The organism is Pseudomonas putida (assembly GCF_001976065.1).
GTDB lineage: Bacteria > Pseudomonadota > Gammaproteobacteria > Pseudomonadales > Pseudomonadaceae > Aquipseudomonas > Aquipseudomonas serbica.
In genome coordinates, this window is the sequence record NZ_MNAH01000009.1 from 98,388 (window position 1) to 118,309 (window position 19,922).

The following is a 19,922-nucleotide window of genomic DNA, read 5'->3' on the forward strand; positions in this document are numbered from 1 at the left end:
CCTCGATGTGTTGCTCGCCCACCATGACCAAACGTGAAGCTCCAATCTACAAGGTGATTTTCCTCAATCAGGGCCAGGTGTTCGAAATGTACGCCAAGCAGATCTATCAGAGCGATCTGTGGGGCTTCCTGGAAGTGGAAGAGTTCGTCTTTGGCGAGCGCACACAGGTAGTCGTAGACCCGAGCGAAGAGAAGCTCAAGGCGCAATTCGAAGGCGTCGTGCGCAGTTTCGTGCCGATGCATTCGATCGTGCGTATCGACGAGGTCGAGCGCCTGGGCACACCGAAAATCAGCGAAGCCCGCGGCACGGTCGGCAATGTGATGCCGTTTCCGGTGCCGATGCCTGAGAAGTAAGGCTCAACGCACTCTTCGCGAGCAGGCTCGCTCCCACAATGGATCTTCTGCGAACACAATATTTGTGAACACCAGAAATCAACTGTGGGAGCGAGCCTGCTCGCGAAGGGGCCAGACAGATCAATACAGAAATCAGGGAAGCGGCGCGAACGGCGTACGCCCATCGGCGCTCTGCAATTCCATCAGGTATTTGCGGAAAATCTGCCCAAGCACCTGAGTGGCGACTTCCAGTTCCTGGCGGGGCATTTTCTCGGCCACTTCGTCGGCGGTGTCCAGCGCTTCTTCTGCGCCATTGACCGCGGCCATCTTCAGCACGATATACGCCTGAATGTTATTGGCCGGTACGCCTTCGCCATGAAAGAACATGGTGCCGAGTTTGAATTGTGCCTGGGCGTGGCCTTGCAGCGAGGCCTTTTCGAAGTAGCTCAGGGCTTTATTGAGATCCCGTGGCGCGTTTTTACCGTCGTAGTAGAACTCACCCAACTCGTATTGCGCTTGAGCATCCCCTTCATCAGACGCTTTCTGGCAGGCGGCGAGTGCCTGGGCCAGGTCTTGCGGCTCGGTATTGAGGGTGCAGCGACCCATCGCTGGGATTAACAACGAGTTACCGCCTGCTTGTGCGAGCGCGAGCAGGGGCTGAAGGAGCAACAGGCAGCCCAGTGAAAGGGCGCGGCCGGTGCGGTTCATGGGAATCGACTTACCTCTGAGGGGCGCGCGGACCCATCGAGGGGATCCAATAAGCGCGCATTATGAAATAAGCAGGGCCAACCTTACAAAGTCTTTACTCGTTTTTCTGCTGCGCGGGAAATATATCGCCCACTTTGCAGGGGATTATTAGCAGATGAGTAGAAAAAAGGGCAGGAGCGTAAGTAAAAGCTGACGCCGGCAATGGCCGGCGTCAGCGCAACAGCGTTACTTCAGTGCTGCAAATGCGCGCTCGGCGGCATCCAGGGTGAGTTTCAACTCGGCGTCGCCGTGGGCGATCGAGGTGAAGCCGGCTTCGAAAGCGCTCGGCGCCAGGTAGACGCCACCTTCCAGCATCAGGTGGAAGAAGCGGCCGAACAAGGCTGTGTCGCTGGCCATCACGTCATCGAAGGTCACGATGTCGTCGGCGCCACTGAAGTACAGGCCGAACATGCCGCCGGCCTGGGTGGTCACGAATGGAATGCCGGCCGCATCGGCACGCACTTGCAAGCCGTCGAGCAGGCGAGTGGTGTAGTCGGTCAGTTCGTCGTGGAAGCCGGGACGGCTGATCAGGCGCAAGGTGGTCAGGCCCGCCGCCATTGCCAGTGGGTTGCCCGACAGTGTACCGGCCTGGTAGACCGGACCCAGCGGGGCGATGCGCGACATGATTTCGCGCTTGCCGCCGAAGCAGCCCACCGGCATGCCGCCGCCAATGATCTTGCCGAAGGTGGTCAGGTCCGGCGTCACGCCGTAGTGAGCCTGGGCGCCGCCGAGGGCAACACGGAAACCGGTCATCACTTCGTCGAAAATCAGCACCACGCCGTGCTTGTCGCACAGGCTCCGCAGGCCTTCGAGGAAACCTGGGGCCGGCGGCACGCAGTTCATGTTGCCGGCGACCGGCTCGACGATGATGCACGCCACGTCCTGGCCGACTTCGGCGAGCATGGCCTCGACGGCGTCGATGTCGTTGAACGGCAGGGTCAGGGTGTGCTTGGCGAACGCCGCGGGCACACCCGCCGAGCTCGGCACGCCCTGGGTCAGGGCGCCGGAGCCGGCCTTGACCAGCAGGCTGTCGGAGTGGCCGTGGTAGCAGCCTTCGAACTTGATGATGCTGTCGCGACCGGTGAAACCACGGGCCAGGCGAATGGCGCTCATGGTCGCTTCGGTGCCGGAGCTGACCATGCGTACCATTTCCATCGACGGTACGAGCGAGCACACCAGATCAGCCATCTGGGTTTCCATCTCGGTCGGCGCGCCGTAGGACAAGCCGTGTTCAAGCTGCTTGCGCACCGCGTCCAGGACGTCCGGGTGGCTGTGGCCGAGGATCATCGGGCCCCACGAACCGACGTAATCGACATAACGCTTGTCGTCTTCGTCGGTGACGTAGGCGCCTTCAGCGTGCTTGAAGAACAACGGCGTGCCGCCAACGCTCTTGAACGCGCGAACCGGCGAGTTCACACCACCGGGAATGTGTTTCTGGGCATTGGCAAACAGCGTTTCGGAACGAGACATGATCGGGCTCTCAAATCAGATTTTCAGTAATTCGTTAAAGGCGCGGGCACGACGGGTCACTTCAGCCGTGCTCTCGGCGCCGAACAAGCCATGCACCACCGCCAGCAGATCGACGCCGTGGGCCACCAGCGGAGCGGCGTTGTCCAGGGTGATGCCGCCGATCGCGCAGATCGGCAGGTGCAACTGCTGGCGGGCCTGGTCGAGCAGGTCGAGGCTGCAGGTCGGTGCGCCGGGCTTGGTGTTGGAATTGAAGAAGCGGCCAAACGCGACATACGTGGCGCCTTCCTTGGCAGCTTGCTCGGCCAGTTCGAGTTGCGCGTGGCACGTCGAGCCAATGATGGCCTTCGAGCCGAGCAGGGCGCGGGTTGGCGACAGCGGGCCATCGGTCTGGCCCAGATGCACGCCCACGTTCAGGCGTGCCGCCAGCTCGGCGTCGTCGTTGATGATCAACCGGGTCTTGTAGCGTTCGCACAGATCGCGCAGGGTTTCGGCCTCGCGCAGTCGACGGGCTTCATCGCTGCTTTTGTCGCGATACTGCAGCAGGGTGACGCCGCCTTCCAGCGCCGCCTCTACGTACGAAAGAAATTTACCGGCCAGCAACTGGCTGTCGGTAATGGCGTACAGGCCACGTAGTTTCATCAAGCAGGCCTCATGGCGTTACGAACAGAAGTCCAGTGGCAGGCGGCGTGGCACGAATTGGCCTTTGCCCAGCTGCTCCGCATCGCGCAGGGTGCGCCACGTGTAGTTAAGTGCAGTCTGTACGGCGCTGGCGAGGTTTTCACCTTGGGCCAGACGGCCGGCAAGCGCACTGGCCAGGGTGCAGCCCGAGCCGTGGTAGCTGCCAGGCAGGCGTTGACAGGTATAGGTTTCGCGCAAGCCATCGCGGCTGTACAGGCGGTTGTGGATTTCGGTTTCGTCGCCATGGCCGCCGGTGATCAGCAGGTGCTTGACGAATGGCAGGAGTTTTTCAGCGCACTGGTCCGCGGTGCCTTCGGGCAGTTCCGCGAGGATACGGGCCTCGGGAAGGTTGGGGGTGGCGATGATCGAAAGCGGCAGCAGGCGTTCGCGCATGGCATAGCCGACTTCGTCCTTGCCCAGGCGTCCACCGCCACCGGCGCGCAGGACCGGGTCGCAGACTACTGGCAAGTGCGGGTGCGCCGAGAGCAGTTCGACCACGGTGTCGACCATTTCCAGGGAACCGAGCATGCCTAGCTTGACGGCGGCGACTTCGGAATCGTTGAGCACGGCATTGGCCTGGGCCAACACCCACTCACGGTCGAGGACGCGAAAGTCAGTGACATTGACAGTGTCTTGCACGGTCAGGGCGGTAACGGCCGGAGCCGCATGGCAACCCTGGGCGAGCAAGGCTTCGATATCTGCCTGCAAGCCGGCGCCACCACTTGGGTCGTGGCCGGAGAGACAGAGGACAACGGGGCGAGAGCTGTAGATATTCATGGTGCGCGAGCTTACCACCAAACATCTTTTTCCGGGCGTCGGCCAATGAACGTTGATGCGGGAAATGACACCTGCTTTCAAGCCCTTGTCCTTTTCTGTTCGATAGAACCGCTCTAACTCAATAATCTTCGCTGGAACGCCCGTGCTAGAGCTGTTGTAGGAAAAATTTCTGTAGTGCTCATTAGCCATCAACGGCTATGCTAGAGTGGATCCAAACCAATAATGGGTGTCACCGGTTTACGTCTACTCAAAAGGAATGGGGGGCTTCCTGACAAGACCGGACAGGCCACGCTGGGGCATAAATGCGCTATTTGCTGATGTTTGTGTTGTGTTTGCCCCTCTTGGCGAACGCCGTTGAGTTCAATGAACTCACCCAAAGCCTTCCCCTCGGGCGAACCCTGCAAGTGTTTGAAGATGTGGGTGGTCAGGCGACCGTCGCTGATGTCCGTGCGCAGGCGGCGGCCGGCAACTTCAAGGCGCATGATAAAGACACCCTCAATGCCGGTTATTCGCGATCGGTGTTCTGGCTGAAAATCGATTTGCATTATCGCCCGACCCACCCGTCTGCGCACCGGACCTGGCTGCTGGAGTTGGCGTACCCACCGCTCGATCACCTTGACCTGTATCTGCCTGATGCAAGCGGCAATTATGAGTTGGCCAGGCAGACCGGCGATGCCTTGCCGTTCGCCAGTCGCGAAATCCGCCAGAACAACTACCTGTTCACTGTGAATTTTGCCCCTGACCAGGCGCAAACCCTGTACTTGCGCCTGCAAAGCCAGGGGTCGATCCAGGCCCCGGTCACGCTGTGGTCCAGTACGGCGTATCTCGAAGACCAGCCGGTGCGCCTCTATGTGTTGGGGCTGATCTACGGTGTATTGCTGGGGATGCTGGTCTACAACCTGTTCATCTACCTCAGCGTGCGCGACACCAGCTATCTCTACTACATCTTCTACATCGCCTCGTTCGGCTTGTATCAGCTGTCTGTGAACGGCGCCGCCGTGCAGTACTTCTGGCCCGACAATCCCTGGTGGGCCAACGCTTCTACGCCCTTTTTCATTGGTTGCGCCGGGTTATTCGGCAGCCAGTTCGCGCGCAGCTTCCTGCAGACCGCCACCCTCAGCCGCTGGATGGATCGCTTGCTGCTGGCGTTGGTGGCCTTCGGCGCGCTGGTGGTCGGGCTTTCCCTGATGACCAGTTACGCCCTGGCCTTGCGCCTGGCCACGACCCTGGCGCTGACCTTCACGGTGGTAATCTTTGCCGCGGGTATTTTTGCCTGGCTGCGGGGGTTGCGGGTCGCGCGTTATTTCATCATTGCCTGGTCGGCGTTTCTGCTCGGCGGCATCATCAATACCCTGATGGTGCTGGGTTACCTGCCCAACGTCTTCCTGACCATGTACTCCAGCCAGATCGGCTCGGCCATCGAAGTGGCGCTGCTGTCCATGGCCCTCGCCGACCGTATCAATGCCATGCGTGAGCAGCAGGCGCAAACCCTGCTCGACGCGGGGCAAAAGCTTGAGGTGCTCAACCAGCAACTGGCACACAGCAACAAGCTCAAGGACGAATTCCTCGCCACCCTGACCCACGAGTTGCGCACGCCCATGAACGGCGTGATCGGTTCTCTGGAACTGATGCAGACCGTCGAGATGGACCCTGAGCTGGAGCAATATCAGCAAACGGCTGCGGGGTCGGCGCGGGACATGATGCGCATGGTCAACGGCATTCTCACCCTGACAGAGCTGCAGGCCGGCAAGCTCACGGCGACCCCGGCTACCTTCAGTTTGCGCGCGGTGGTGGAGACATTGCGCGCACAGTTCGATGGTAATGCTTCGAGTAAGTCGCTGGACTTCAAGGTCGACGTGGCTCCCGGTGTGCCGGATCGCTTGCACGGCGATAGCGTAAAGTTGGCGCAATGCCTGGAGTGCTTGCTCGATAACGCCATCAAGTTCACCCGGGTGGGTGGCCTGGCGCTGCGGGTCACTGGGAAAACGCTCAGCCCCGAGCGACTGGCATTGTCCTTTGCGGTGATCGACACCGGTATCGGCTTCACCGATCTTGGCGAGGCGACGATGTATCAGCGCTTTTTCCAGTTCGACGGTTCGATGACGCGCGAGTACGGCGGCCTGGGTGTCGGCCTGGCCATCTGCCGGCAACTGGTGGAGCTGCTCGGCGGACGCCTGACACACCGCTCCGAGCCGGGGCGCGGTAGCCGTTTCCAGCTGGACGTCGAGTTTGACGTGCCGGCACCGGAGCGGCCTGCCGTGCCACTTGCGACGCGGGAAGGGTCACAAATGCGCCTGCCACAGGATTGCAGCGTATTGCTGGTGGATGACAACAACGTCAGTCAGTTGGTGATGCGCGGTATGTTGCTTAAACTCGGATTCCGCGTGCGAACGGCTGACAGCGGCCTCGCCGCACTCGATTTGCTGCAGCGCGAAAGCTTCGATGCGGTGCTGGTCGATTGTCAGTTGCAGTCTCTGGACGGTGTTTCCCTGTGCTGCCAGGTCCGGGCGTTGCCTGGTTGCTCGCAACTGCCGGTGTTCATGATCGCCCTGGGTACCGACCGGGAGCGCTGCCCGACCGGCGCGCAGATCGACCATTTGAGCAAGCCGGTGAAGTTCGAGGACTTGCAGGCCGCGCTTCATCGACGAGTGCTCTGTGCAGAGCAGGGCGAAAGCGCCGACAGTTAGGCAGATATGACACTTTGTTCGGCCAATGGGCGGTGCTTAACTGAAATCCCTTGGCTGACCAAAGGAGCCCCGTCATGAACCTGCATCAGTTCGCCGAAACCCACGACGTCACCAACCAGCCGCCTTCGCTGGATGGCGTCAACCTGTATCGCATCGACTTGCCCCTGCAGGAGTGGTTGCGGCGTTTCGGGGCCGGTTGGGCCGAGTCGCGGATCGATGCATACGGCGCTCTCGCTGGCGGACCGCTGATGGCGGCGGGATTTCTGGCCAATCAGAACAAACCTGTGTTCAGCAGCCATGATCGCTACGGTCATCGCATCGATCTGGTGGAATTTCATCCGGCCTATCACGAGTTGATGCGCACAGCGGTCGAGCATGGCCTGACCTCGTTGCCCTGGGCTCATCCGCAGGACGGTGCCCATGTCGCCCGCGCCTCCATGACGTACTTGCACAGTCAGGCCGAGGCCGGCAGCGGCTGCCCGCTGACCATGACATTCGCCAGTGTTCCGGCGATGCGCCTGCAACCGGACCTGGCAGAGCAATGGCTGCCAAAGATCCTCGCCACGAAATACGATCCGCGCAACGTCGGCATGGCCCACAAGGCCGGGGTTACCATCGGTATGGCCATGACCGAGAAGCAGGGCGGTACCGACGTCCGGGCCAACACCACCAAGGCGTATCCTGTGGGCGCCAGCGGTCCTGGCCAGGCTTACGAGCTGGTGGGGCACAAGTGGTTCTGTTCGGCGCCCATGTGCGATGCCTTCCTGACGCTGGCGCAAACGGACAAGGGCCTGACCTGTTTCCTGCTGCCGCGGCATCGTCCGGACGACACGCGCAATCAGTTCTACATCCAGCGCCTGAAAAACAAACTCGGCAACTGCTCCAATGCGTCCAGTGAAGTGGAGTTTCGCGGTGCCCTGGCGTGGATGGTCGGAGAAGAGGGGCGCGGGGTGCCGACGATCATCGAGATGGTCGCCATGACCCGCTTCGATTGCATGGTCGGCTCAAGCTCGTTGATGCGCCAGGCACTGACCCAGGCCAGCCATCACTGCGCCCACCGCCAGGTGGGCGGCAAGTTGCTCAGCGAACAGCCCTTGATGCAGAACGTGCTGGCGGACCTGGCACTGGAAAGCGAAGCCGCCCTGGCCTTGAGCCTGCGCATGGGCCGGGCGCTGGATCATCTGGATGACGCACAGGAAGCGAAGTTTGCCCGGCTGGTGACGGCCGTGGGCAAGTACTGGATCTGCAAGCGCGCGCCGGCCATGATCAACGAAGCCGCCGAATGCATGGGTGGGGCGGGATACGTCGAAGACAGCATCCTGCCACGCCTGTACCGCGAGGCTCCGGTGAACTCGACTTGGGAAGGTTCCGGCAACGTGCAATGCCTCGATGTGCTGCGAGCCCTGTCCAAGGAGCCGGGTGTGCTCGATGCTCTGTTCAGCGAGTTGGGCGATGGTCATGGCGACAAGCGTCTGGCCGCGCACATCAGCCAGCTGCACAGCGCTTTCAAGGACACCGGCGACATTCAATACCGCGCCCGGCAATTGACCGAAGACATTGCGCTCGGGTTGCAGGCCAAGCTGTTGCTGGAGGCGGGGAATGCGGCGGTGAGTGACGGGTTTATCGCCAGTCGTTTGAATGGCGGCGGCCGGGTTTACGGTGGGCTGCCGCGCGGGGTGGATGTGCAAGCCATTGTCGCCCGGTCCACCCCGCAGGGATTCTGAACACAATCGGATGAGCGCCACTCAACCCTGTGGGGGCGGGCTTGCTCGCGAAAGCGGTTTTCAGTCGGCATCAATGTTGAATGATCTACTGCTTTGGCGAGCAAGCCCGCGCCCACATTGATCGGTGGTGAACATTCTATTTGTGCAGTGGCCACTGTTCCCGTGAAGCGACGTTACAGGCAAGATGAAGGCCTGCAAGTCAGAACACAGGATGCTGATCGTGACCGAAGCTTTTATTGTCGTTCAAACCGCCGAGCAAGCTGTAGACCGGCTTGCGCTCTTGCACAATCGTGCAACCACCGCGCTGAGCCAGGCGCTCAAGCGTTATCTCAAGGATCGTGTCGAGCCGGACGCCGAACAACGGGCGATGTTTCGTTATCCCGAACTGCGCCTGACTTATCTCTGCCAGGGCGAAGTCCCGCAGACCACGCGCGCCTACGCCAAGGTCCAGTTGCCGGGCACCTACAGCGTCACCGTCACCCATCCCTCCGCCTTCCGTAAATACCTGCTGGAGCAACTCGTGCCGTTGATGCACGACTTCACCGTGACTGTAGAAGTCGGTGTCAGCCAGCAGAACATTCCTTATCCGTACGTGGTCGAGCAGGGTGATGAGTTGGCCGGTTCCGGTGTCACCGCCGCCGTGCTGGCGCGGGTATTCCCCAGTACCGACCTGTCGGCGGCGACCGACGGAATTGCCGATGGTTTGTACGATTGGGAAAACACCGATCCGCTGCCACTGGCATTGTTCGATGCCGCCCGGGTGGATTTTTCCCTGCGCCGCCTGGTGCATTACACCGGCAGCGACTGGCGGCATGTGCAGCCATGGATCCTGCTGACCAACTATCACCGCTACGTCGACCAGTTCATCGTCCATGGCCTGGAGCAACTGCGCAAAGACCCGCGCTTCGTGCGCATGGTGCTGCCGGGCAACGTGATCATCGAAAAGAGCATGGATCACGGCGAAGCCTCGGCGATCGCCGCGGGCGTGGTCTGGCATCGCTACCAGATGCCGGCCTACCACCTGATCGCCACCGACGGTCACGGCGTGACCCTGGTCAATATCGGCGTCGGGCCGTCCAACGCCAAGAACATCACTGACCATCTGGCGGTACTGCGTCCGCATTGCTGGCTGATGATCGGCCACTGCGGTGGCCTGCGCCAATCGCAGACCATTGGCGACTACGTGCTGGCCCACGCGTATATGCGCCGTGATGGAATTCTCGACCGGGTCGTGCCACCGAATATTCCGATTCCAGCCCTGGCCGAAGTGCAGCTCGCACTGCAACAGGCGGCGGCCAACATCACCGGCGAGAAGGGTGACGAACTGAAAAAACGCCTGCGTACCGGCACCGTACTGACTTACGACGATCGCAACTGGGAGTTGCGCTGGGCCCAGGAGCGGCCGCTGATCAACCTGTCCCGCGCGGTGGCGGTGGACATGGAAAGCGGCACGATCGCGGCCCAGGGTTATCGCTTGCGGGTACCTTACGGCACATTGCTCTGTGTGTCGGACAAACCCCTGCACAGCGAGATCAAGTTGCCAGGGTCAGCCAACGCCTTCTATGAGCGCGCGGTCAGCCAGCACTTGAAAATCGGCATCGAAGCCGTGGATCTGCTGCGCACCGAGCTCAATTCGTTGCACTCGCGCAAGCTGCGCAGCTTCGACGAGCCACCGTTCCGCTGATTTGCCGATGGTTATTTAACGGTCGGGCTACTAGCATTGGCAGCCCTGACCGTTAGATGTTTGTACGCCATGTCCCGTCCGCCACGTCCTGTTTCCCGCCGCCCTGGCGCAAAACCATCCCCCGCAGCCCCGCGCCGTGTCGCCAAGGCGCCACCGGCCGAGCCCAGGTTGATCCTGTTCAACAAACCTTTTGATGTGCTGACGCAATTCAGCGACGCAGAAGGGCGCTCGACCCTCAAGGACTACATCGATGTTCCGGGGATCTACCCCGCAGGACGGCTGGACCGCGACAGCGAAGGCCTGCTGCTGCTGACCAATGACGGCCAGTTGCAGGCGCGCATCGCCGACCCGAAACACAAACTGGCCAAGACCTACTGGGTGCAGGTCGAAGGCGAGCCGAGCGCCGAGCAGTTGCAGCGCTTGCGTGACGGTGTCGAATTGAACGATGGCATGACCCTGCCTGCCGAGGCGCGGCAACTGGATGAGCCGCAGTTGTGGCCGCGCAACCCGCCGGTACGCTTTCGTAAAAGCGTGCCGACCCATTGGCTGGAGCTGGTGATTCGCGAAGGCCGCAACCGGCAGGTGCGCCGCATGACCGCGGCGGTTGGGTTGCCGACGTTGCGGCTGGTGCGGGTCAGGATCGGTGACTGGTCGATCGAGGGGCTCGATCAGGGCCAGTGGAAAGAGGTGCCGGCGCGTTTATAAAGTGCCGGTTTCGATCAGGCCGATCACCACGCTCTTGATGACGAATGCCGCCACGCCAAGCCCCAGCACGAAAAACAGGATAAACGAGCCGAACCGCCCGGCCTTGGACTTTTTCGCCAGATCCCAGACGATGAAACCCATGAAAATGATAAGGATGCTGACCAGGCCGGTCATCATCCACTCTTCAAAAACTGCAGGATCCATTGAACATCTCCGGCGCGGGCGAGGCTGAAAGGGCGCGCGGAGTATACGCCAATGGACATTGGCTGGGCGTTGACCTGCGGCAGCGTGTCGCAGCTATTCGTCGCCTGTGCTGGCCCCTTCGCTGGCAAGCCAGCTCCTACAATGAATCTCCAGCGTATATGAACCCCTGTAGGAGCTGGCTCGCCAGCGAAGGCGATTTTAACTGCGCAGATGAGTCAAAGGCAGTTCAGTGCTGTTCAACACCTGGTTCAACACAAAACTCGAACGCACACTGGTCACCCCTTCAATCCGCGTCAGATGCCCCAACAGCAATTTCTGATAATGGTCCATGTCCGGCACCACCACCTTGAGCTGATAATCGGCATCCATCCCGGTCACCAGGCTGCATTCCAGTACCTGCGGCAAGGTGCGGATGGCGGCTTCGAAGTTTTCGAAGCGCTCCGGCGTGTGTCGGTCCATGCCGATCAGTACGTACGCCGTCAGGCTCAGGCCGAGCATCTTGCGGTCGAGCAGGGCGACCTGGCGGGTAATGTAGCCATCGTCTTCCAGCTGCTTGACCCGCCGCGAGCAGGGTGAAGGCGACAGGCCGATGCGTTCGGCCAGCTCCTGATTGGAGATGCGCGCATCGCGCTGCAATTCAGCCAGAATGCTCAGGTCGTATCGGTCAAGTTTGCTCATCAAACGGTCCCTTGTCATAACTATTGCGACAGATTATCTATCCAGGGTTAAAAATTGCGCAAGTGATGTTTATTTCAGCAATCTTCGCAATCCTCTGCCGCCGCCCCAGGCCTATTCTTATCACCAGAATCACTGCTCGGACAAACAGTCCACAGCGGCCCGCCGAATCAGGCCCGCCGCGGTCGCCACCCCCACAGGGGATGTGCTGGCCCCCGAGCTGCACACTGTCCAGAAGACGGCGTGAGGTGAGCCGACGTCAAAAGCGTCGAGCACGGACGAAGTTCTCAAGGGGAGGCCGACGGGTCTCCCCTTTTTCTTGCCCGCGATTTTCCTCCCGCCCTCATTAAATAAGTCGCGCGACTGATAACCTGTTGCAGAACCGGCCTGGGCAATTCCAGTCTTATGTACAGGCCCTGACCCGCATTGAGGAAAAGCATGAGATCGCGCATCTGGCGTTTAGCCGGTGTTGGTGTGTTATGTGTCAGTGTCAGCGCGCATTCGCTGGCCGACCAGCCGCAAAACCACGGCCCCGAGGGTGGACAACACGGGGACGGCGGCCATCAGGGCAGCAATCAGGGCCATGGCGGCAACAACCCGCCGCGCCCGCAAAATGGCCAGCAGCAGGACAATGGCCAGAATCAGAATCCGCACAACAATGGCCACGGGCAAAGCCGTCCAGCGCCGGATTACAACAGCCGGGTGCGTTCGCCGCCGCCACCGCCGCAACTGCCGGCCAACGACCTGCCCATCCAGCCTCGACCGGACACGGTACAACAGACTCAGCCGCCACGTCGTGGTTACTATCAGGACGAGCCGCGGCGCAACGATCCCAACCAGCACTGGAATGGCTACACAGGCGCGCCGTCCAATGGCAATAACCATTGGCAGGGTCGCCCCAGTGGTCACGGCAATGGCTGGGGCCCCGGCCCGCAGTATCGTCCAGGTCATGTGATCGACCGCTTTCCCGACCGAGACTACCGGGTGCCCTACGGTGGCCGGGACTATTACTACTCCGGCGGCTACTGGTATCGCCCGCAAGGCCCGCGTTATGTAGTAGTGCAGCCACCGCGCGGGATTCGCATCCAGTACCTGCCCGATTACGCCCGTGAAGTCTGGATCGGTGGTTCGTTGTTGTTCCTGGCGGCTGGTGCCTATTACGCCTATCAGGAAAGCACTCAGGATTACGTGGTGGTCGAGCCGCCCGGCCAACCGCTGGCGAGCGGCAATGGCTACGACGTGGAGGCTTATCCGGCCAACGGTCAGTCACCGGAGCAGGTCAACCAGGATGGCTACGATTGCTACCGCTGGGCGGTCGAGCAGAGTGGTTTTGATCCGCGGGTCGATACTTACCAGCCGGACCCGACGGTGGTGCAGACCTACCGTCAGGCCCAGGGTGGTTGCCTGAGCAGTCGCGGTTATCAGGTGACGTTCTGAGCCTTGGCGGCCTGGACGACTTCCTGCGGATCGGCGTGCACCAACACTTCAGCCCGCGGGTAGGCGGCATGAATCGCATCGGCAGCCTGGTCGCTGATGCCGTGGGCGACTGACAGGGTCAGTTCCCCCGGCAATTCCAGGTGCAACTGCACAAACCACTGGTTGCCGGAAATCCGCGTACGCAAGTCATGGGCGCCCAACACCCCCGGTACACTGCAGGCCAGTTCCAGCATGTGCTGGCTGACATCCGGCGGCAATTCTTCATCCATCAACACCGCAAAGCTTGCCCGGGCGATGGTGATTGCGCTCCAGAGGATGTACGCAGCAATCCCCAGGCCGAACCAGGGGTCGACCTGATGCCAGCCAAACCCGGCGAGCACCAGCGCCACCAGGATGCTGCCATTGAGCAGCAGGTCTGAACGGTAATGCAGGGAGTCTGCGTGCACGGCGTTAGAGCCGGTGGCCTTGACCACCCGATGCTGCACCATCAGCAGCGCCAGGGTCAGGCCCAGCGAGAACACGATCACGCCGATGCTGATCCACGGCGCGCCCACCGGTTCCGGATGCTTGAGCCGGTCCACTGCCTGTAGCGCAATCAACACCGCACTGCCGCCAATGAATAGCGCCTGGGCCATGCCCGCCAGTGACTCGGCCTTGCCATGTCCGTAGCGATGATCGTCGTCGGCCGGGCGCAAGGCGTAGTGCACCGCCAGCAGGTTGAGCAGCGAGGTCACGCCGTCGAGTGTCGAGTCGGTCAGCCCGGCGAGCATGCTCACCGAACCGCTCAACCACCAGGCGATGGCTTTGGCGACGATCAGCGTGCAGGCCACCGCTACCGAGGCACGGGTCGCCAGCCGCAGCAGGCGGGCGTGTTCGACGCTTGAGATCATGGGTGCGGATGTTCCTTGTCGTGCCCCGATTAAGCGGCGGGTTGCAGGCCGAACATGGCCAGTTGCTGGGCGCTGCCCTTGTGCTGGATCAGGCGTGGATCATCCAGCGGCAAGCTGCGGCCCAGTTCACGCTGCAGAATAGACTGTAACTTGAGGTTATCGACCTGGCCGTCGACGCCAATGGCGTCCTTGAGTTTTTCCGGATCGACCTGGGCGGTCTTGCCCGGTTCGAAGTAGATCGCACCCGTGGCGAAGTCCACGGCAAACGCGATCAGGCCGGGGATGATGTAGAACAGCAGGCCCACGGCATCGAGCACGGCAATGGCCGGGTCGATCTTGCCATCGATCTGGCCGCGGCGATCGGGATAGAAGATCGAACCGCAGGCAGTCACTTGGGTCAGCAGGGTCGCGACCAGAACACCGCCGATCAGGCGAAAGGGAACACGCATATGAAATCTCCTGGGTAATCTCAAAACGAAGCGTCGTCGATATGAATTAGGACCGCAACGAACACTGGGCAGTTCGCCGTTATACTCGCGCCTCTGTTTGGGAGCCAGCATGATTTCTTTGCCGATTGATGAAGTTTTACCCGCCCTGCGTGAAGCCCTGGCGAGACGCCACGAAGCCGTGCTTGAAGCACCGCCCGGCGCCGGTAAGACCACCCGGGTGCCCCTGGCCTTGCTCAACGAACCGTGGCTGGCCGGGCAGACCATCCTGATGCTCGAGCCGCGCCGGCTGGCTGCGCGGGCGGCGGCGGAGCGCCTGGCCAGTGAGCTTGGCGAGAAGGTCGGGGAAACCGTGGGCTATCGGATTCGCCTGGACAGCAAGGTGGGGCCCAACACCCGTATCGAGGTGGTCACCGAAGGCATTCTCACCCGGCGTTTGCAGGACGATCCGGCGCTGGAGGGCGTGGGCCTGTTGATCTTCGATGAGTTCCACGAGCGCAGCCTCGACGCCGATCTTGCGCTGGCCCTGAGCCTCAATGGCCGCGAGCTGTTCCGTGACGATCAGCCGCTGAAGATCCTCCTGATGTCGGCCACCCTGGAAGGCGAACGGCTGGCGGGGTTGCTGGACGACGCGCCGATCCTGCGCAGCGAAGGCCGTATGTACCCGGTGGCGATGCGCTGGGGCCGGCCGTTCCAGGTCGGTGAATTTATCGAGCCACGGCTGGTGCAGACCATCCTCGAAGCCTTGAACGACGAAGCCGGCAGCGTGCTGGTGTTCCTGCCTGGGCAAGCCGAGATTCGTCGCGTGCATCAACAATTGGCGGATGCGCTGGGCGATAACCCTCAGGTCCTGCTCTGCCCGTTGCACGGTGAGCTGGACCTCGCCGCGCAACGGGCGGCGATCGATCCGGCGCCGCCGGGCCAGCGCAAAGTGGTGCTGGCCACCAACATCGCCGAGACCAGCCTGACCATCGACGGCGTGCGCGTGGTGATCGATGCCGGGTTGGCGCGGGTGCCGCGTTTCGATCCCGGCAGCGGCATGACCCGCCTCGACACCCAGCGAATTTCCAAGGCCAGCGCCACCCAGCGTGCGGGCCGGGCAGGGCGACTGGAGCCGGGTGTGTGCTATCGCTTGTGGTCGCAGGATCAGCACGAACAATTGGCGGCTTATGGCAGCGCGGAAATTCTTTCGGCGGATCTGGCCGGTTTGGCGCTGCAGCTTGGTCGTTGGGGTGTGACACCGGGTCAGCTGGTTTGGCTTGATGTACCACCGGCAGCGGCTTATGCACAGGCTCAGGACTTGCTGGTGCGCCTTGGTGCATTGGATGGCGAAGCGCTGACCCGTCACGGCCAGGCCATGGCCGAACTGCCGGCGCATCCGCGTATCGCGCATCTGTTGTTGCGAGGACAGGCGCTCGGCCTGGCCGACATGGCGTGCGATGTTGCGGCGTTGCTTGGCGAGCGCGACATCTTGCGTGGCGCGGGTGCCGACTTGCACAGCCGCTTGGCGCTGCTGTCCGGGGAAGAGCGCGCCGCTCGTGGTGCCCAAGGCGGCGTGCAACGCGCCCGTCAACTGGCGCGGCAATATCGCGGCTATTTGCGCGGCAAGGCGTCGGAGCCGGTCAGCGACGTCGATCATCCGCGCTGGCTCGGCGCGCTTCTGGCGTTGGCCTATCCCGACCGCGTCGCCCAACAACGCCGTGCCGGCGGCGCCGAGTATCGCCTGGCCAACGGTCGTGCTGCGCTGTTTGCCGAAGCCGACAGCCTGATGAAGCAGCCTTGGCTGGTCATCGCCGATCTCGGCAGCCGTCAGGGTCAGCGTGAAGAGCGGATTTACCTGGCGGCGGATTTCGACCCGGCGCTGTTCGAATCGGTACTGGCCGAGCAGGTGCGATGCGTCGATCAACTGGATTGGGATGAGCGCGAAGGTGTGCTGCGGGCCGAGCGCCAGCGCAAGGTCGGCGAGCTCATTCTCAGCCGCGAGCCGCTGACCGGCCTTGATGAAAGTGCCCGCAGCCAGGCATTGGTCAATCTGGTGCGCCGCAAAGGCCTGGAGCTGTTGCCGTGGACCCCGGAGTTGCGCCAGTGGCAGGCGCGGGTGGCGTTGTTGCGCCAGCTGGACCTGGGCAGCAAGGGTGAAAGCGATTGGCCGGATGTCAGCGACGCTGCGCTGCTTAATAACCTTGAGCACTGGCTGATGCCGTACCTGGGCAAAGTCTCTCGGCTCAGTCATTTCGCCAACCTCGACCTCTCGAGCATCGTTCACAACCTGTTGCCATGGCCACTGCCGCAACGCCTGGACGAATTGGCTCCGCACCACTTGAGCGTGCCGTCGGGTTCATCTATTCGCCTGGACTACAGTGAACAGCCGCCGATCCTGGCGGTGCGCCTGCAGGAACTGTTCGGCCTGGCTGAAACCCCGCGCATCGCCGGTGGCCGGCAGGTGGTCAAGCTGCATTTGCTGTCCCCGGCGCGGCGGCCGGTGCAGGTGACCCAGGACCTGGCGAACTTCTGGCGCAGCACCTACGCCGAGGTGAAGAAAGACTTGAAGGGGCGCTACCCGAAACATTACTGGCCGGACGACCCGCTGGTGGCCGAAGCCACGGCACGGATCAAGCCGCGCAAGCCATGACTCGCCAGGCTAGGGCGCGGCGGGCAGCAGAAAGCGTGCTATTACCGGCAGGTGATCGGAGATGCGCAGGGTATCGTCCTGCCGGACCACCGCCTCGACCCGTTTGATCCGCGGGCTGTAGAACAGGTAGTCGACGGTCCGGTCCGGGCCGTTCAAAGCGGCATCGTTCGGGTAATGGGTCAGCCAGCGCGCGCGGTCGATCCCGCCGGATTCGTTGTTGGTGGGGATCATCGGGTACTTGTCCCACAACAGATGCAGGACGCTGTCGGCGGAGTAGGGCGTGCGCTGCTCGCCGGGCAGGCGTTGGTATTGGCCCAGCGGCAGCAGGTTGAAGTCGCCACCGATCAGCCAGGGCGTGCCGCGGCTTTCGAACTTGTCGAGGACCTTGGCCACGGCCGCGACCTGCGCCTGCAGCGTCTCGTCGGGTTGGCTCGCACGATCCAGATGGGTGTTGAGGACCGCGAGCTGGGCGCCGTCGCTCAAGGGCAGGTACGTCACCAGCAAGGCGTTTTTCGGTTGGAACTGGCGACTGATCGGGTTGGCCGATGTGATCGGCAATTGCAGACGCTCGGCGTGTTCGATCTGATAGCGGCTCAGGGTCGCCAGTTGCCGGCCGACGCTGCCGAAAATGTGCGGGTTCGGCACGAAGTCAGCCTTCCAGTCGAAGGCATGGGCACTGCACGGATACAGGTCGGCGAGCCGCTCCTTCAGCAGCTTGAGCTGGTTCTGGTAGTCGCTGGCCTTGGCGCCGTCATCGAGCTCCTGCAGCAGCACGACGTCCGGTTGCTCGTCGCGGATCACCCGCGCCACTTCATCGAGGCTGAAGGCCATGTCTTCCGGCGTGGGGGAGTCGTCGGCGCCGGCGGCCAGGTCATTCCAGAACACATAGCGCTTGCCCGCCAGGTACTGGACGTTCCAGGTCATGACCTTCAGTGCCTGGCCCGGTGCCAGGGTGGGCGCCTGGGTGCAGCTGACTGGCGCTGTTTCCCTGGCCTCGGGTCGCCAGGTCAGGCTGTAGACCGCCACGCCGGCCAAGCCGATGACGATCAACAAACCCAGCAAGGTGTAGCGCAGCAGTCGGGTCATGGCTCGGCTTATCGCGTTACGGAAGTTGACCCCGAGCATACCCGACTGACGAGCGGTCGCCCACGGTCAACGTGGACCATCGATTTTTTCCGGCACTTCGCTGATCAACATGAACAGGCGGAACAGCACCACGCTGGTGAACAGCTGCAGGAAGCTGTGGGCGCTGTCGATCAGCAGCGAGATCACTGGGTTCTGCGGCTCGGGGTACGCCGCCAATGTGGCGCCCTTGAGCAGCCACAAAGGGGCCATCACACACAGGATGCACACCAGGATGCGCATGAAATGACCGCGGGTCAGGCGCAGGCTTTCCTTCATGGCTGCAAGCGGCGCCAGGCCGCGCAGCACCAGCAGGTACTCGCCGAAGGCCAGGGTCACCATCAGCCAGATGCCCGGCAGGAAGTACAGCGACAGGCCAAGCAGGATCAGCAGGGTGTTCAGGGCGGTCAACAAGGCGAAACGCGGCCACAGATAGGCAGACCTCGACAGTAGCTCGCGATTGCTTGGCGATTCGCCACGGCTGCGGGCGTCGAGGAACAGGATCAGCGCGGCGGTGTACAGCGGATAGACCAGCAAGCCGACGATCACACTGATGCCGGGGAAACTGTCCGGCTCGGTGGAGTGGTCGACCACTTGTTGCAAAAGGGCCTCGATGATCACCAGCGGCAGGCACAACTGCACGATCTGGCCCAGATTGCGTTTGAAGAAGTACAAGGAGTCGCGCAGTACATCGAACGGATTCATCAGTTGGTATCGCAGGTTGAAAGCAGTGGCACACTTTAACCGATGATGTGCCGGAGGGCGCAAACGTAAACGTTGGGTAAAGCTCATTGAAACAACTTGTTTCAGCCTCCATTAAGGTCGGGCACCTTATCCTTTGTGGATACAGGCACGATTTTCCCGGCAATCTACGAGGTCGCCATGAACAGCGAAGAACAAACCCTGATCGATGGACTGTTTTCCCGGCTGCAACAGGCCGAAACGGACTCAGCCCCGCGCGACGCCCAGGCCGAGGCGCGGATCAAGGAGCACCTGACACGCCAACCGGCGGCAGGTTATTTCATGACCCAGGCCATTCTGGTGCAAGAGGCAGCGATCAAGAGCCTCGACGGACAGAACAAACAACTGACTGCGCAAATCCAGCAATTGCAGGCCGAGCTGCAACAGGCAAAGGCGCAAACGTCCGCGCCGGCAGCGAGCAGCGGTGGCTTCCTGTCGAGCATCTTTGGTGGCAATAGCCGTGATCCGCAGCCTGCGCCTGCGCAACCGGCGTCTTCGAGTGGTGGCGGCTGGCGTGAGCCGGCGCGTCCGTCATTCAACGCGCAACCACCGCAGCAGAACTTCGGTGCACCTCCACAGCAGGGCTATGCACCCCAGCAACAGGCCCCGGCGGCGGGCAGCGGCTTCCTCGGCGGAGCGCTGAAAACAGCGGCCGGCGTGGCCGGTGGCGTGATGCTGGCACAAGGCATCAGCAGTCTGTTCCACCACAATCAGCCGGCGCAGGAAATCGTCGAGGTCATCAAGGAAGAACCGGCCCAGGTCAACGACCAGGGTAACAATGGCTGGGGCGATGATCAGCGCATGGCCGGCAATGATGGCTATGCCAACGATCAAGGCGGTTTTGCCGACGCCGACTACAGCGATGACAGCTCATCGTTCTTCGGCGGTGACGACGACTCCTTCGTCTGATACGCCATTCGTCCGGGGCGCTGCGGCGCTCCGGGCCGATTATTCGCGAAACCCACCTTTTG

The 19,922-nt window shown here is 62.0% G+C and carries 18 protein-coding genes; 8 read left to right on the plus strand and 10 right to left on the minus strand.

The genetic code is table 11. The annotated features are described in order from the left end of the window. Positions 1-23: 23 nt before the first annotated feature. Complete coding sequence (locus tag BKX96_RS25675) at positions 24-353, plus strand: DUF1820 family protein (RefSeq protein WP_008066015.1); 330 nt, start codon at positions 24-26, stop codon at positions 351-353. A 132-nt stretch (positions 354-485) separates the two neighbouring features. Here the strand turns inward: BKX96_RS25675 and BKX96_RS25680 are convergent, their stop codons facing one another. From BKX96_RS25680 to BKX96_RS25695, 4 genes are all read right to left on the minus strand, one after another. Further along, positions 486-1,040 carry a tetratricopeptide repeat protein gene (locus BKX96_RS25680; RefSeq protein WP_046815830.1) on the minus strand — a complete coding sequence of 185 codons (555 nt, stop codon included), beginning with the start codon at positions 1,038-1,040 and terminating at the stop codon, positions 486-488. A gap of 225 nt (positions 1,041-1,265) precedes the next feature. Continuing rightward, a complete protein-coding gene (gene hemL / locus BKX96_RS25685; protein ID WP_077185813.1) occupies positions 1,266-2,549 on the minus strand; it encodes a glutamate-1-semialdehyde 2,1-aminomutase in 1,284 nt (427 codons plus the stop codon). 15 nt (positions 2,550-2,564) lie between these two features. Next, entirely contained in the window at positions 2,565-3,188 is a 624-nt protein-coding gene (gene thiE, locus BKX96_RS25690) for a thiamine phosphate synthase (protein WP_077185814.1), read from the minus strand. A gap of 18 nt (positions 3,189-3,206) precedes the next feature. Next, positions 3,207-4,004 (minus strand): hydroxymethylpyrimidine/phosphomethylpyrimidine kinase, encoded by a 798-nt coding sequence (locus tag BKX96_RS25695; protein ID WP_046815827.1) that lies wholly within the window; start codon positions 4,002-4,004, stop codon positions 3,207-3,209. Between the two features lie 302 nt (positions 4,005-4,306). Here BKX96_RS25695 and BKX96_RS25700 point away from each other — a divergent pair, with 302 nt between their 5' ends. The 4 genes from BKX96_RS25700 to BKX96_RS25715 all read left to right on the plus strand — a co-directional run bounded on the left by BKX96_RS25700 (position 4,307) and on the right by BKX96_RS25715 (position 10,804). Then, on the plus strand, positions 4,307-6,691 hold the full coding sequence (locus BKX96_RS25700; RefSeq protein ID WP_077185815.1) for a hybrid sensor histidine kinase/response regulator: 2,385 nt from the start codon (positions 4,307-4,309) through the stop codon (positions 6,689-6,691). 74 nt (positions 6,692-6,765) lie between these two features. Beyond that, the gene (locus tag BKX96_RS25705; protein WP_046815825.1) at positions 6,766-8,415 is read left to right on the plus strand and encodes an acyl-CoA dehydrogenase family protein; all 1,650 of its coding nucleotides are present in this window, start codon (positions 6,766-6,768) and stop codon (positions 8,413-8,415) included. Between the two features lie 184 nt (positions 8,416-8,599). After that, positions 8,600-10,099, plus strand: a complete 1,500-nt coding sequence (gene amn / locus BKX96_RS25710) for an AMP nucleosidase (RefSeq protein WP_178134371.1) — start codon at positions 8,600-8,602, stop codon at positions 10,097-10,099. A gap of 69 nt (positions 10,100-10,168) precedes the next feature. Then, positions 10,169-10,804 carry a pseudouridine synthase gene (locus BKX96_RS25715; protein WP_077185816.1) on the plus strand — a complete coding sequence of 212 codons (636 nt, stop codon included), beginning with the start codon at positions 10,169-10,171 and terminating at the stop codon, positions 10,802-10,804. On the opposite strand, the gene BKX96_RS25720 is transcribed toward BKX96_RS25715, so the two are convergent. After that, entirely contained in the window at positions 10,799-11,008 is a 210-nt protein-coding gene (locus tag BKX96_RS25720; protein WP_046815823.1) for a DUF2788 domain-containing protein, read from the minus strand. The two genes, BKX96_RS25715 and BKX96_RS25720, sit on opposite strands and share 6 nt — an antisense overlap. 198 nt (positions 11,009-11,206) lie before the next feature. Next, positions 11,207-11,686, minus strand: coding sequence for an Lrp/AsnC family transcriptional regulator (locus tag BKX96_RS25725; protein ID WP_007894448.1), 480 nt, complete (start codon positions 11,684-11,686; stop codon positions 11,207-11,209). Between the two features lie 435 nt (positions 11,687-12,121). Here BKX96_RS25725 and BKX96_RS25730 point away from each other — a divergent pair, with 435 nt between their 5' ends. After that, positions 12,122-13,120 carry a DUF6515 family protein gene (locus BKX96_RS25730; protein WP_077185817.1) on the plus strand — a complete coding sequence of 333 codons (999 nt, stop codon included), beginning with the start codon at positions 12,122-12,124 and terminating at the stop codon, positions 13,118-13,120. Here BKX96_RS25730 and BKX96_RS25735 read toward each other — a convergent pair. Continuing rightward, positions 13,105-14,010 carry a cation diffusion facilitator family transporter gene (locus BKX96_RS25735; RefSeq protein ID WP_077185818.1) on the minus strand — a complete coding sequence of 302 codons (906 nt, stop codon included), beginning with the start codon at positions 14,008-14,010 and terminating at the stop codon, positions 13,105-13,107. The genes BKX96_RS25730 and BKX96_RS25735 overlap by 16 nt on opposite strands. Before the next feature lie 29 nt (positions 14,011-14,039). After that, positions 14,040-14,459 carry a periplasmic Zn2+ metallochaperone PmcY gene (gene pmcY, locus BKX96_RS25740; protein WP_077185819.1) on the minus strand — a complete coding sequence of 140 codons (420 nt, stop codon included), beginning with the start codon at positions 14,457-14,459 and terminating at the stop codon, positions 14,040-14,042. A 109-nt stretch (positions 14,460-14,568) separates the two neighbouring features. Between pmcY and hrpB the strand changes: the two genes are divergently transcribed. After that, complete coding sequence (hrpB, locus tag BKX96_RS25745; protein ID WP_077185820.1) at positions 14,569-17,088, plus strand: ATP-dependent helicase HrpB; 2,520 nt, start codon at positions 14,569-14,571, stop codon at positions 17,086-17,088. Between the two features lie 9 nt (positions 17,089-17,097). Here hrpB and BKX96_RS25750 read toward each other — a convergent pair whose 3' ends face one another. Next, positions 17,098-18,174 carry an endonuclease/exonuclease/phosphatase family protein gene (locus BKX96_RS25750; RefSeq protein WP_077185821.1) on the minus strand — a complete coding sequence of 359 codons (1,077 nt, stop codon included), beginning with the start codon at positions 18,172-18,174 and terminating at the stop codon, positions 17,098-17,100. Positions 18,175-18,240: 66 nt separating this feature from the next. Continuing rightward, a complete protein-coding gene (locus BKX96_RS25755) occupies positions 18,241-18,915 on the minus strand; it encodes a YciC family protein (protein ID WP_046815779.1) in 675 nt (224 codons plus the stop codon). 177 nt (positions 18,916-19,092) lie between these two features. Here BKX96_RS25755 and BKX96_RS25760 point away from each other — a divergent pair, with 177 nt between their 5' ends. Next, the gene (locus BKX96_RS25760; RefSeq protein ID WP_077185822.1) at positions 19,093-19,860 is read left to right on the plus strand and encodes a DUF2076 domain-containing protein; all 768 of its coding nucleotides are present in this window, start codon (positions 19,093-19,095) and stop codon (positions 19,858-19,860) included. Positions 19,861-19,922: the final 62 nt, after the last annotated feature.